The sequence below is a fragment of the Mesobacillus jeotgali genome (assembly GCF_900166585.1).
Classification (GTDB): domain Bacteria; phylum Bacillota; class Bacilli; order Bacillales; family Cytobacillaceae; genus Mesobacillus; species Mesobacillus jeotgali_A.
On record NZ_FVZC01000009.1, the window covers coordinates 21778 to 34584 of the forward strand.

Annotated in this window: 13 protein-coding genes, 1 pseudogene and 1 riboswitch; of the genes and pseudogenes, 10 read left to right on the plus strand and 4 right to left on the minus strand. The window is 42.6% G+C overall.

All coding sequences use genetic code 11. The features are described 5' to 3' along the window. Positions 1-95: 95 nt before the first annotated feature. Positions 96-197: riboswitch (purine riboswitch) on the minus strand. Positions 198-707: 510 nt separating this feature from the next. The 6 genes from B5X77_RS10185 to B5X77_RS10210 all read left to right on the plus strand — a co-directional run bounded on the left by B5X77_RS10185 (position 708) and on the right by B5X77_RS10210 (position 4615). After that, positions 708-1028: a hypothetical protein gene (locus B5X77_RS10185; protein ID WP_079507744.1), complete on the plus strand. Its 321-nt coding sequence runs from the start codon at positions 708-710 to the stop codon at positions 1026-1028. A 286-nt stretch (positions 1029-1314) separates the two neighbouring features. Further along, positions 1315-1989, plus strand: a complete 675-nt coding sequence (locus tag B5X77_RS10190) for a nucleotide-binding protein (protein WP_079507746.1) — start codon at positions 1315-1317, stop codon at positions 1987-1989. Between the two features lie 14 nt (positions 1990-2003). Next, positions 2004-2234, plus strand: a complete 231-nt coding sequence (locus B5X77_RS10195; RefSeq protein WP_079507748.1) for a 4Fe-4S binding protein — start codon at positions 2004-2006, stop codon at positions 2232-2234. Positions 2235-2250: 16 nt separating this feature from the next. Then, positions 2251-3315, plus strand: a complete 1065-nt coding sequence (locus tag B5X77_RS10200) for a 3-methyl-2-oxobutanoate dehydrogenase subunit VorB (protein WP_079507750.1) — start codon at positions 2251-2253, stop codon at positions 3313-3315. Continuing rightward, the gene (locus B5X77_RS10205) at positions 3312-4070 is read left to right on the plus strand and encodes a thiamine pyrophosphate-dependent enzyme (RefSeq protein WP_257391783.1); all 759 of its coding nucleotides are present in this window, start codon (positions 3312-3314) and stop codon (positions 4068-4070) included. The genes B5X77_RS10200 and B5X77_RS10205 overlap by 4 nt, the downstream gene beginning before the upstream one ends. Then, positions 4070-4615 carry a 2-oxoacid:acceptor oxidoreductase family protein gene (locus B5X77_RS10210; protein ID WP_257391784.1) on the plus strand — a complete coding sequence of 182 codons (546 nt, stop codon included), beginning with the start codon at positions 4070-4072 and terminating at the stop codon, positions 4613-4615. Before B5X77_RS10205 ends, B5X77_RS10210 begins: the two co-directional genes overlap by 1 nt. Before the next feature lie 1103 nt (positions 4616-5718). Here B5X77_RS10210 and B5X77_RS10215 read toward each other — a convergent pair. Both B5X77_RS10215 and B5X77_RS10220 read right to left on the minus strand, forming a co-directional pair. Next, positions 5719-6249 (minus strand): D-glycero-alpha-D-manno-heptose-1,7-bisphosphate 7-phosphatase, encoded by a 531-nt coding sequence (locus B5X77_RS10215; RefSeq protein WP_257391785.1) that lies wholly within the window; start codon positions 6247-6249, stop codon positions 5719-5721. Beyond that, positions 6246-6887, minus strand: a complete 642-nt coding sequence (locus B5X77_RS10220) for a DNA-3-methyladenine glycosylase (protein ID WP_079507756.1) — start codon at positions 6885-6887, stop codon at positions 6246-6248. Before B5X77_RS10220 ends, B5X77_RS10215 begins: the two co-directional genes overlap by 4 nt. Before the next feature lie 157 nt (positions 6888-7044). On the opposite strand from B5X77_RS10220, the gene ytvI reads away from it, so the two are divergent. From ytvI to B5X77_RS10245, 4 genes and pseudogenes are all read left to right on the plus strand, one after another. Continuing rightward, complete coding sequence (ytvI, locus tag B5X77_RS10225; RefSeq protein ID WP_079507758.1) at positions 7045-8076, plus strand: sporulation integral membrane protein YtvI; 1032 nt, start codon at positions 7045-7047, stop codon at positions 8074-8076. 78 nt (positions 8077-8154) lie between these two features. Continuing rightward, positions 8155-8334 carry an H-type small acid-soluble spore protein gene (locus tag B5X77_RS10230; protein ID WP_079507760.1) on the plus strand — a complete coding sequence of 60 codons (180 nt, stop codon included), beginning with the start codon at positions 8155-8157 and terminating at the stop codon, positions 8332-8334. Between the two features lie 266 nt (positions 8335-8600). Continuing rightward, a pseudogene (locus tag B5X77_RS24005) lies at positions 8601-8822 on the plus strand (glutaredoxin domain-containing protein); the annotation flags it as partial. Between the two features lie 251 nt (positions 8823-9073). Further along, a complete protein-coding gene (locus B5X77_RS10245) occupies positions 9074-10426 on the plus strand; it encodes an L-cystine transporter (RefSeq protein WP_176167410.1) in 1353 nt (450 codons plus the stop codon). Positions 10427-10526: 100 nt separating this feature from the next. Here B5X77_RS10245 and B5X77_RS10250 read toward each other — a convergent pair whose 3' ends face one another. Both B5X77_RS10250 and B5X77_RS10255 read right to left on the minus strand, forming a co-directional pair. After that, positions 10527-11102: a YitT family protein gene (locus tag B5X77_RS10250; RefSeq protein ID WP_079507768.1), complete on the minus strand. Its 576-nt coding sequence runs from the start codon at positions 11100-11102 to the stop codon at positions 10527-10529. A gap of 169 nt (positions 11103-11271) precedes the next feature. Further along, positions 11272-12573 carry an NCS2 family permease gene (locus B5X77_RS10255; RefSeq protein WP_079507770.1) on the minus strand — a complete coding sequence of 434 codons (1302 nt, stop codon included), beginning with the start codon at positions 12571-12573 and terminating at the stop codon, positions 11272-11274. Positions 12574-12807 lie beyond the last annotated feature (234 nt).

Consider the following 12807-nt stretch of genomic DNA (forward strand, 5'->3'; position numbering starts at 1 on the left):
TGTCCTCCTGGTTGTATTTTTTGATGAAATAAAAAACTCCGGCAGTATATGCTGCCGGAGTACCACAAAGGACAAATAGATGCCAAAAAAGATTAGCAAATATTGAAGTCCCCTGTAGTCACGCCTTTTACGGAAGCATGGTAGAAACGTCCGAGCCATATTCTCGAACATATACAAGGAAAGATTATAGATTTAAATAATACTAGAGATAGTATCAGTTATTTATACCCAGGTCAATTGGGTTTGCGGAAGTTTATCTATTTGATTTTTTCTGATTATTAGGGAGATGCCTGAAATTCGAAATAGGCAGGATATCCTTGTCATTTTTGTCTGCTATTTTCCAAGTCGCGGAATAATCATGGTATTTCGCGGAATTAAGTCGGTTTTTAGCGGAAATATATAGGTTTTTCGCGGAATAATATAAATTTTTCGCGGAATTCGGAGGTTCCGAATCAATTATTCAATTATCCGATAATGAAACCAGGAAACTGAAGTCGTTTTTGAAATCAGAAAGCCTTCAGAATAGATATTGACCCACTGCAGGAAGCAGGTCTGGTTCGGGATTAGCTGCTTAAATCCCTTTTTACAGAGATTTGACAAATTTTTGAATGAAATATGTGAAGAAAAAATGAACTAATCAGCAAAACACCCCTGTTTGGTTTCCAACTTACTATAATGATAGTGTAATCCAAACGGAGGTGCCAAAAATGAACGTAACGACGATTATTGAATTGGAAAATCGTGAAGTGGAGAAGATGGCTGGCGCGAAACTGGTTTTTACCCAGGAACAGGTTGATGCAAATATCGTGGAGACTTGTGTAGACTGTTTTAAATATGAAGGTTCAAAGGACTGCCTGGATACTGATGATGCAATGCAAAAAGTATTCGATACATTGAAAGCTGATGGACTGATTCCAGAAGGAGTACACGATTTTTCTTATGAAATGCCATCGTGTGAGAGATTGAGAAAAGATGTTTACGAAGAACAGGACATGCCGCAAAAGGTAATCCTGAGCTTTGCAATATAAAGCATCGATAAAAAGGAGTTCATGCCGAACTCCTTTTTTATCTAAAGCTCCTTTCTCAAACTTTGTTGCTATTGGCTGCACCTAAGTTTTTAACAAAATTAATACTTATTAAGAGAAAAGAGCTTGCCAACTTAGTACCGACCTACAAAATATCACGTTAACAACAATCTTTACGAAAACAGCCTTATTAAAAATCTTTGAAAACGTGACTTTTATCAAAGAGAACTCGAATGTAAGTTTATATAATATAAAATGAAAACGCTTTCAAAAAGAGGTGAAGCACGGTATGCAAGGTGCGAATATTACCATTGTTACCGGCCATTTTGGCAGCGGTAAAACCGAAATATCAATCAATCTAGCTGTCGAAGCAGAAAAACTGAATCAGAGAGTGGCGGTTGCCGACCTTGATATCGTCAACCCATATTACCGTGCAAGGGACGCCAGGGAGATTTTTTTGGAAAAAGGAATTGAACTGATTGCACCAGCTGAAAGACTCGCTGCTGCGGATTTACCGATTGTTCCTGGCGAGTTGGGCAGGGTGATCTATAGTCCAGATTACAGGCTGATCGTGGATGCTGGCGGGGATAAGGATGGAGCCACAGCACTGGGTCAGTTTTACAATGATTGGAAGGATATGAAGCCTGAGGTGCTTTTTATCCTGAATGCCAACCGTCCATATGTCAGTAACCTGGAGGGGGCGATTGATACGTTGAAAAAGATTGAAAAAGCTTCAAGGCTTAAGGTAACAGGAATCATCAATAATTCTAATGTTGGAAATGAAACTACGGATCATGATGTGAAAAAAGGATTGCAACTCAGCATGGAGTTATCCAAGCAGCTTGGTGTTCCGCTATTATATACGGTGGTGCCGGAGCATTTATCAAAAGCAGCAGTTGGGATTGAGGCGGAATCTCCTGTAAAAGTAATCTCGAGATATTTGAAATTGCCGTGGGAAATGTAAAGGAGGCAAAAGTAATGGATCAGAGAGTCGTTTTTAATGAAGAGACTTGTAAATCATGCAAATTATGTCTGAATGCTTGTCCGACAAATGTTATTTATCTGGCTGATTATTTGAATGAAAAAGGATATCGGCCGGCCGTGGTGACCGATCAGGAGAACTGTATCAGCTGCGGGAAATGCGCGCAAATGTGTCCGGATTCCGTAATCATTGTCTATAGGCCTGAAAAAGTCCGTAAATCTATATAGTAAAGGAGATGCGACAATGGGGAAAGTGTTGATGAAGGGTAATGAGGTGATTGCGGAAGCCGCAGTCCATGCGGGCTGTAAGTATTTTTTCGGCTATCCTATTACGCCGCAGAGTGAGCTTGTAGCCTATATGGCTAGAAGGCTGCCCGAGGTTGGCGGCTTATTTTTACAGGCGGAAAGTGAAGTAGCTGCAATTAATATGGTATACGGCGCTGCTGGGACCGGTGTCCGTGTGATGACGTCTTCATCAAGTCCCGGGTTCAGCCTGAAGCAAGAAGGCATCTCTTACCTGGTTGGGGCTGAGCTGCCTGCACTGATTGTGAATGTTGTGCGTGGAGGTCCAGGACTTGGGAACATCCAGCCGGCGCAATCCGATTATTTTCAAGTAACAAAGGGCGGTGGACATGGCGATTATCATACACCAGTGCTGGCGCCCTCTACGCTTCAGGAAATAATCGACCTGACTTCCGCTGCATTTGATATTGCGGACCGCTATCGGACGCCAGTCATATTGCTTGGGGATGGTATGCTCGGGCAGATGATGGAACCGGTTGAGTTTCAGGACCTGTCTGAAAGGGAGCATGAGGAAAAGGAATGGGCTACGACAGGTACTCGCGGTGATGGAAAGCCAAGGATTATCACCTCGCTGGAATTGAATGCAGATGCCTTGGAAAAACGAAATGAACATCTTCAGAAAAAATTTGCTCTGATCAAGCAAAATGAGGTTAGATATGAGACGTATGAAACTGAGGATGCAGAGTATATCGTCACAGCTTACGGAACAGCAGCAAGGATTGCCATGAATGCGATTAATAAAGCGCGTAAGAATGGATTGAAAATCGGCATGATTCGGCCAATCACATTATGGCCATTCCCTGAATTGCCGTTTGTTGAAACCAGGGACAGGGTGAAGGGCTACCTTTCAGTTGAAATGAGTGCTGGCCAGATGGTTGAGGATGTAAGACTGGCTGTCAACGGCAGGGCTCCTGTTTCATTTTTTGGCCGAACTGGCGGAGTAGTACCGACGCAGGAAGAAATTTACGACCAAATCATCAAGCTGGCCGGGGGTGTTGAGGTATGACAATGAAAACGGTGTTCGAAAAGACAACGGGTTTGACTGGTATCCAGACGCACTACTGTCCCGGCTGTACGCACGGAATCATCCATAGAATGGTTGGCGAAGTATTGGAAGAAATGGGGATTCTTGAAGATACAATCGGCGTTGCATCAGTAGGGTGCTCGGTTTTATCCTATGAATATTTCAATTGTGATATGACCCAGGCGGCGCATGGCAGGGCACCTGCAGTTGCGACTGGAATAAAGAGAGTCCTGCCAGACCGTTTTGTTTTTACCTATCAGGGAGATGGCGATCTGGCTTCGATTGGCATTGCGGAAGCTGTTCATGCTGCAGCACGAGGGGAGAATATAACAGTCATTTTTGTGAATAATGCAATTTATGGCATGACAGGGGGACAAATGGCGCCGACCACCCTGGTTGGACAAAAAACGGCTACAACACCATTCGGGCGCAATGCCAGCATCCAGGGTTTGCCGATTCGTGTAAGTGAGATGCTGTCCACACTTGATGGTACGGCTTATATCGAGCGAGTTTCTACACACGACGTGCCCAATATTCTTAAAGCGAAGAAAGCAATCCGCAAAGCGTTCGAAACGCAGAAGCAGGGGCTTGGCTTTTCGATGATTGAAGTCCTTTCAAGCTGTCCGACAAACTGGGGTCTGGATCCGGGCGAATCCCTCGATTGGATCAAAAATAATATGGTGCCTGCATATCCACCTGGTGTGTATAGGGATGTCCAGAAGGGAGATGTTAGCTGATGGAAGAAATTTTGATTGCCGGCTTTGGCGGCCAGGGGGTCATGTCGATGGGCCAATTGATCGCATATGCCGGAATGACAGAAGGCAAGTATGTCTCCTGGCTCCCTTCCTACGGACCAGAGCAGCGGGGCGGTACCGCAAACTGTGCAGTCGTTGTCAGTGAGGAACAGGTTGGTTCGCCACTTGTTTCAAGACCAACCACAGCCATTGTGCTGAACAATCCTTCTTATGAAAAATTCGAGCCGATGGTAAGGCCCGGCGGTCTATTGGTTGTTAACTCATCATTAATTTCGAAAGTCTCAGAAAGAACCGATATAAGGGTTTTGAATATCCATGCAACCGATAAAGCAAATGAGCTAGGCAATCCTAAGGTTGCTAATATGATCCTTTTAGGGGCATTTTTGGAGGAAACAGGAATATTGCCGGATGAATCGATTTTAGAAGCGTTAAAAAAAGTGCTAGCTCCAGAGAAGCACTCCTTATTAGCCATCAACCGCCAGGCATTGGAACTTGGGCGGTCTTTGACAAAAGTTATGGCACCGTAAAGAATTGGACGGGGGAAAAGGGTGTTCATCTATTGGTCTGATTACGGCAGGGAAAACAAAAACTGATTGTGGAAAACATATAGGAAAACTTTTACACGTGAAGTGATGCCGGGCTGCAAAAGGAAAGCATGTCCCCGTGAAAAGAGAGGAAACAGGGGACGGTCACATAAAAGGCAAACATGTGCCCGAAAAGAGAGCGAAAACAGGCTGACGGTCACATAACCAGGAAAAAGCGATGTCACAATGTCCCAACGCCAAAAAGTGATGTCACAATGTCCCAACACCAAAAAGCGCTGCCAGTTCAAAGGGTTCCGTTTTCGGGTGCTTTCTTATTAATAGACACAGGAATTGACGTGTGAATTGGCATACGTCTTTTTCTTTATTTATCAAGGTTTCTACGAAATTTCATTAACTTTGACATATCATTATTATGATGGACAATAAGTATTGTACACTTTAAAGAGGGGCAAAACTTCTGTCATTTGCAATGCCGTTTTAAGCACCAGTTTTATTGAACCTTATAAGCTAGTCGATAATAAGCTGCTGATTTCCGCCTCTAGGATCAAGAGGGTCCGCACTTATCGGTTGGGAGATCAGGTTAAGCGCCAGAGCTGATAAGTAGACGGAATAATTCCGCTTAATTAGTAATTAATATTAAAAAAGACTAAAATAGACGGAGAAGTTCCGCCTATTGACTAAAAAAATTCGAAAATAGGTGATTTTGCTGTGCATAAGCGGAAAACCTTCCCTTATTTACCCCGAAACAAGCTCCATTCTGAATTTAACCGGAAAATCTCCGCTTATTTTACTTTTGCTGGGCTTCGATAAAGGACAAGACATCTTATTTAAAAGATTACCGTGAACCATATCACAAGTAAGTGAGGTTTTATTTAAATACGGTTTTGGTATGCCTAATAAAGGTACTCGCCAATTTTACTACGGCGAGTTTTACTTTTTTACTTACCAATAATGATGCCAATACAACTGTCATTTCGGCACATATTTTAAAAAAGCACCTCAAAACGGAACGGTTTAGTTCACTAATGGCACGCTTTTTAGTACAGTGGCAATGCATGAAGCACTGCGCGAAGCGGGACAGCCGCCTACTCCAAAAGCTCAAGTATTAATGGGACAGCCGCCTGGAGTGATGGTGCCTGCTTATCGGCACTTGTTTCTTCGGAACCAATGAAGACTGTTTTGCAGCCAGCTTTTTTACCGGCTTCAATATCGCGCTCGTGATCACCGACCATGACGCTTCCTTCTAGGTCAATATCATGCCTGCTTGCTAGGTCCAGAAGCATTCCTGCATTCGGTTTGCGGCAGTCGCAGCCAGCCTTAGGTTTGTGGGGACAGTAGGCGACCTCTTTGATATGGCCGCCATGTTCCATGATCATTTCTATCATATGGTCATGGATTTCCTTGAGTCGTTTTTCTTTTAAAAAGCCCAGCCCGACGCCTCCCTGGTTCGTGACAACGAATATTTCATAACCAGCTTTGCTTAATTCCGCTACTGCTTCGGATGCTCCTTCAAGCAGGTATAAATCTTCCGGACGGTTGACGAATTTTACCCGGTCGGATAAAACTTCATTAAGGACCCCGTCCCTGTCCAAAAAGATGGCTTTCTTATTCATCATAAACCCCCATTGTTCACAATTATTTTTTCAGCATTCTGATGCCGGGACACATAGCGGTTACCTGTTATCCAAAACCGCCATGGATAGTCTTTCGCTTCTCCGGAATTATCAATGCCGATTCTTTTGCCAGACGAGATGCTGTCTGGTATGATCCCTTTGGTGATAAAAAGTGGCTTCTTCGTTAATGTATGTCCGTAATCTGACATATCTATTCCCAAAGCTTTCGTAAGCTTACCAGGTCCATTTGTGAGATTGACGGATTCGGGCATTCCCCGGCGACTGACCATTAAATCCACTCCCGCCAAAGGTTCCACTGCCCGAATCAAGACAGCTTCTGGATTGCTTTCCTCCCCACTGACAACATTGAAAAGGGTATGGGTGTGCATGACATAGGTATAGGCCAGGCCGGCCTGGTGGAACATTATTTCAGTTCTCTTTGTCCTCCGGTTATTGTAACTGTGTGCGGCTTTATCCATTGGCCCAACATAGGCTTCTGTCTCGACAATGATGCCCGCGGCAGTACCTGCTTCAGATTCTTTTACCAATATGCATCCCAGCAGGGAAGCAGCCAATTCGAGGGTAGGCTCTTGAAAAAAATCATCGTCCAGCACGCTCGAGAAATTGATTATTTCCTTCATATTATCTCCTCATTATTCTTTTTTACCTTTATACCCTGCAACAGTAAGAGACATCCATCAATTTTCTTTGTGAAAAAAATAGCGATAAAGCCCAAGATAGTTTATAGTAACTTTAAAAGATAGTACAGGTTTAGTTTTTTAAAAGGGAGTATTGATTATGTGGAAAAAATGGATATGGATTGCAGTGGCTGCTGCAGTCATCTTTTTTTTAATTCCTTACAGCCTTCCGCTTATTTTTGCCTTTTTGACAGCAGTCATGCTCGAGGGAATGGTTAAATGGATTATAAAAAGATTTTCATTCAAGCGATTACAAGCTGTAATCGTTGTGTTCATTGGATTTGTCCTTCTTTTGGGAGTGATAGGATATAATCTTGTATCGATCATCGCCCACCAGGCAATATCCTTGTCGGAAAGAACCCCTACATTTGTAAGGGATATATACAGGACAGCCATACTTCCGTTGATGCACAAGTGGGAATTTTATTCGCAAAATTTTCCTATCAATGTAATTGAACAGATCGAGGTAACGATTGAAAAGAATATCAATACATTAGACTCTTTCCTGCAGCAATTTATTGCAGGAACTTTAAATTTGCTGACAGCAATACCGGGTTTCATGATTGAATTTCTAGTGTACCTGATTGCTTTGTTCTTGTTCAGTCTTGAACTTCCTAAGCTGAAACTTAAGCTGGAATCCCATTTAAAGGAACAAACCCGTCAAAAGGTTTTTCTTGTCGGCAGTCAGTTAAACAAGGCAGGAATTGGGTTTTTAAAAGCTCAAATTATCCTGAGTTTTGTTACGTTTTCAATGGCCATGGCAGGATTGAGCATATTAGGGGTAAAGTATACAGGACTGTTGTCACTATTGATTGTGGTGGTGGATATCCTGCCAATTCTCGGTACCGGTTCCGTCCTTGTTCCGTGGGCAATCATTGCAATCCTTCAGGATAACCATTTTCTCGGTATAGGACTGATTATCCTGTTCCTTGTCATTACCGTTGTACGGAGGGTGATTGAGCCAAAAATTTATTCATCGAATCTTGGCATTTCCCCACTCGCATCTCTGACCAGCATGTACATTGGTTTGAAGCTGCTTGGAATCTCAGGTGTATTTATCGGTCCGATCATTGTGATTATCTTTGATACATTAAGAAAAGCAAATGTGATCAGATTGAATTTCAGGATATAAAGTTTGGGACTTATTTTTGGATAGCATATCATATTTAAGCATAAATTATGTTTGTTATCACGAAGGAGGGACTCAAGCATGAATGTTGGCCGTGCAAAAGAAATTGTTGAATCAGCAGATATGATCAATGTGACACATGAGGGTATACCCGTCATAATCCAGCATGTTGACGAGAAGACAAAGATGGCAAGGGTTTATTCAAAATCACAACCGGATTTGGAGAAGGACGTGCCAGTCCTTAATTTAATAGAAGATTAAAAAACGGGAGATTTGATATCTCCCGTTTTTCATTTTCTTAAGAAGCGATTCTTGAATCCTGTAACCTTTTTTTTTTGAAGATTTTTATTACTAGCTGTTTGGCTGGTATGAAGCTTGTAAACTTTGTTCAAGGGTATGGGAGGAAGAGAGATGGTGGATCTGAGGTACTTTATTCAGATATAATAGTATTTATTTTAGGAGGAACAATAATGGCAAAAAGCTCATTAACACTTTTCACCCGTCCGATGTGAAATGACTGCCAGGACGCGAAGGAGTTTCTTTCGCATAATCATGTACCGTATGAAGAAATCAATGTCCAGGGAGAGCCTGAAAAGGAGAAAAAGCTTAAAGAAATGACGGGTACTATAATTGTTCCCGCATTCATATTTACCAATACAAAGTTCTTTTTAATGAAGGATAAAAAAGTTCTGATTGGATTTGAAAATAACAGACGTGAGATAGAAAAGCTTGTTGGAAACCTGAAGTAACTAATAGAATGCTAATGATGAAGAGGGTGCCCAAAGGTGATTGCGGGCATCTTTTTTTTAAAGGTTAAATTTTATATGACATGGAACAAAAAACATCATCATAAATTAGAATATATAAGTCTGGGAGAAGGAGGAAAATATTTTAATTCCGAGTTGACTTATAAGAATACCTGTATTATATTATTCCAGAAAGATAACTTAGGAGGGGTAAATTAGTGACCACTGGATTAGTAATTCTAAATATTGCGGTTATGCTTGGTATTATAGCTGTTCTTTTTTTCATGCAAAAGAAGCATGTATCTTTTTCTAAAAGAGTATTTATTGCACTGGGGGTAGGGATTGTCTTCGGTTTCGCCCTTCAATGGATTTATGGAGCGGGTTCCGAAGTCATAATCAAGAGTACAGACTGGTTCGCTATTGTAGGAAGCGGTTATGTAAAATTCCTGCAAATGGTGGTCATGCCGCTTGTATTCATCTCCATCCTTGCTGCTTTTACTAAACTTAAGCTTACGAACAATATAGGTAAAATCAGTACCCTGATCCTCGGCTTGCTAGTCGGTACTACCGCAGTAGCGGCCGCTATCGGCATCGCAACTGCTGTTGGTTTCGATCTTGAAGCCGTGCAAATCACGCAGGGGGAAGCAGAGCAGGCGCGGGCTGCCAATCTGGAGGAAACATATAGTGGTATTGAGGGACGCACTATGCCACAGCAAATTCTTGACCTCTTGCCCGCCAACCCATTCCTCGATTTCACTGGGGCAAGACCGACATCTACAATATCTGTCGTGATTTTTGCTGCCTTCCTGGGTATTGCGTACCTTGGAGTCAGAAGAAAATCTCCGGATCAGGCAGAGCTGTTTGCAAAGATTGTTGATGCTTTCTATGCAATCATTATGAGAGTTGTGACACTGATTCTGCGCTTGACTCCTTATGGTGTTCTTGCGATTATGACGAAGACGGTTGCATTAAGTGATTTCGACGCAATCCTAAAATTGGGGAAATTCGTAGTAGCTTCTTATGTTGCACTTGCAATTATGTTCCTGATTCACTTGCTATTACTGACAATCGCCGGACTGAATCCGATCACTTATATTAAAAAGGCGTTTCCTGTGTTAGCCTTTGCTTTCACCTCAAGAACGAGTGCAGGGGCATTGCCATTGAATATCAAAACGCAGCGATCACTTGGCGTTCCAGAAGGAATTGCAAACTTTGCTGGATCATTCGGCCTATCCATCGGACAAAACGGTTGTGCCGGTATTTATCCTGCAATGCTGGCAGTCATGATAGCTCCAACAGTGGGGATTGATCCATTATCACCATCGTTCCTGGCTACAGTGATTGCCGTTGTAGCAATCAGTTCCTTCGGCGTTGCTGGTGTTGGTGGCGGGGCAACATTTGCAGCATTGCTAGTACTTTCTGCATTAAATCTGCCAGTCGGCCTTGCAGGCTTGCTGATTTCAATCGAACCATTGATTGATATGGGACGCACAGCAGTTAATGTCAGCGGATCGATGACATCAGGTATCCTGACAAGCAGAATAACAAAGGAAATCGATTCTACTGTCTATACAGATATGAATCAAAAAATCGAAGCAGAAGCTTAATAATGCAAGAAGCCAGCCAAGGATGTCTTGGCTGGCTTTTTATTGCCGTTACACAGCTATCAAGGGTCCAGATTCTTAAGTACTTATCCAACAATAAAAATTAATAAACAATTCTGCGCTTAATCACGCACAACGATGTCATCAATCCAGCACAGGTTATGGTGAGCAGGGAAAAGATGAATTTTTCCAACCCAATCACCTTCAGGCCAGACAAAACCACTACACCATCAATTATGAAAATCAAGATTCCGACATTAAGAGGAAAAAATTTATGAATCAATTGGGCAAATAAATCCGTTCCGCCTGTGCTGGTTTCGTAACGAAGCATCAATCCAATCCCGCAGCCGACCAAAATCCCCCCCATGAATGCGCTAGGCAAAATGCCTAAGTGTATTCCGCGTTTCACTGGTACGAACAAATCAATGAACAAGCTTGATGCCAATAAACCGTACAAGCTATGAAAAAAGTATTTTCGTTCCAGTATCCATGCCAAAAAGAATAGAGGTATACTCAGGAGGATCATTGTGAGACCAGCAGGAAAACCATAAAAATAATGAATAATCAAGCCAATCCCGATCATACCTCCATCAAGGAGATGGTGCGGAACCAAGAATCCATTCACTCCTACTCCAAGCATTAAGCTTCCCACTAGTACAGCAAGTAATTTCCCTTTCATTCTAGATCACCAGCCTTGTCCTTCTTCAACTATTTCTATGTGGAAAGACAAGTGTTAGAACCTGAACAGCATAAAAACCCTTTTGGTGTAGGTTCCAGCAGTACAAGTTCCCGGATCATATAAAAAAAAACCCGCCAAAATTGGCAGGTTCTTGTCCATTATCAAACAGTTAATGAGGCAGAAAAGCAAGCTGGTAAAAGAACAGCACTGCGAAAACATAAAGCAACGGATGAACTTCACGCCATCTTCCTCTGACTACTTTTAGAAGAGGATAGGATATAAAGCCAAGCGCAATTCCAGTCGCTATGCTGGACGTAAGCGGCATGCTCAGAATGATCAGGAAAGCAGGGAAAGCTTCGTCAAGTTCATTCCAGCTGATATTAGAAATGCTACCCATCATCAAGCTTCCGACAATAATTAAGGCTGGAGCAGTAATCGCGGAGAGTCCGGAAACCGCACTGACAAGGGGGCCGAAGAATGCTGCAACGATGAACAGACCGGCAACCGTTAGCGAAGTAAGACCCGTACGCCCTCCTGCTGCAACACCTGATGAGGATTCAATATAAGCAGTTGTCGGGCTTGTCCCGAACATAGCACCTGCAGCAGTGGCAATCGAATCAGAAAGTAAAGCTTCCCTGGCACGCGGCAGTGAATTTCCCTTCATCAGTCCAGCCTGGTGAGCAACGCCGATCATTGTCCCTGTCGTATCGAATATCGTCACAAGGATAAAAGAAAAGACGACAGCGTACAAGCTGTTTTGAATAACATCCATAAGAGCTGTCAATGGATTAAGGACAATCATCCCTTCAGGCAGGGAAGGCATTGACATAAATCCTTCTTTAAAGTCCAGTTGGCCAGTAAAGAAGGCAATGATTGCCGTGACGACCATTCCGAGAAACAGAGCTCCATTTACATTTAACACCATTAAGATAAGTGTAATGGCGAGCCCGATCAAGGCGAGCACTGCTGATGGTGAATGCAAGTCACCAAGTCCCACAAGGTTACTTGGATGGTCGGTGATAATTCCAGTAAGGCGCAATCCTATAAAAGCGATAAACAGGCCAATCCCAGACGTGATTCCGTGTTTTAGATTGACAGGTATTGCTTCAATTAATTTTTCCCGAAATGGCGTCAGGGAAAGTATAACGAAGATTAAACCAGCAATAAAAACAGCGGCAAAAGCTGTTTCATAAGTGATATTTTGGTGATTGCCGACAACGGAATAGGCAAAATAAGCATTCAAGCCCATTCCGGGAGCGATAGCAATTGGATAATTGGCAAACAAGGCCATCCACAATGTACCGATGACTGCAGCGATGATTGTCGCTGTGAAAACTTGTTCAAAGGGAACGCCAGCATCAGCAAGGATGATAGGGTTGACAACCACGATATACACCATAGTAAAAAAGGTCGTTAAACCGGCCATCATTTCAGTTTTTATATTTGTGTTGTTCTCTTTTAATTTAAACATGAGTTCCTCCAAAATACGAACGATTTTTAAGCACAATAAATATAATATTCGTTATTAGGTATTTTTACAAGGGTGAATTTAAATTTAAGCCAAATAATTTTGGTGTGCGCATAATCGGTGGATATCTTAAGTAGCGCGGTCAGGCTGTAATATTTTACCCTTATCAGGAAGTTTTCTCTCCCACAGGTACGCATAATTGTTGGGAAGGGGACCGTATGTGGGGTTTCTGTTCCC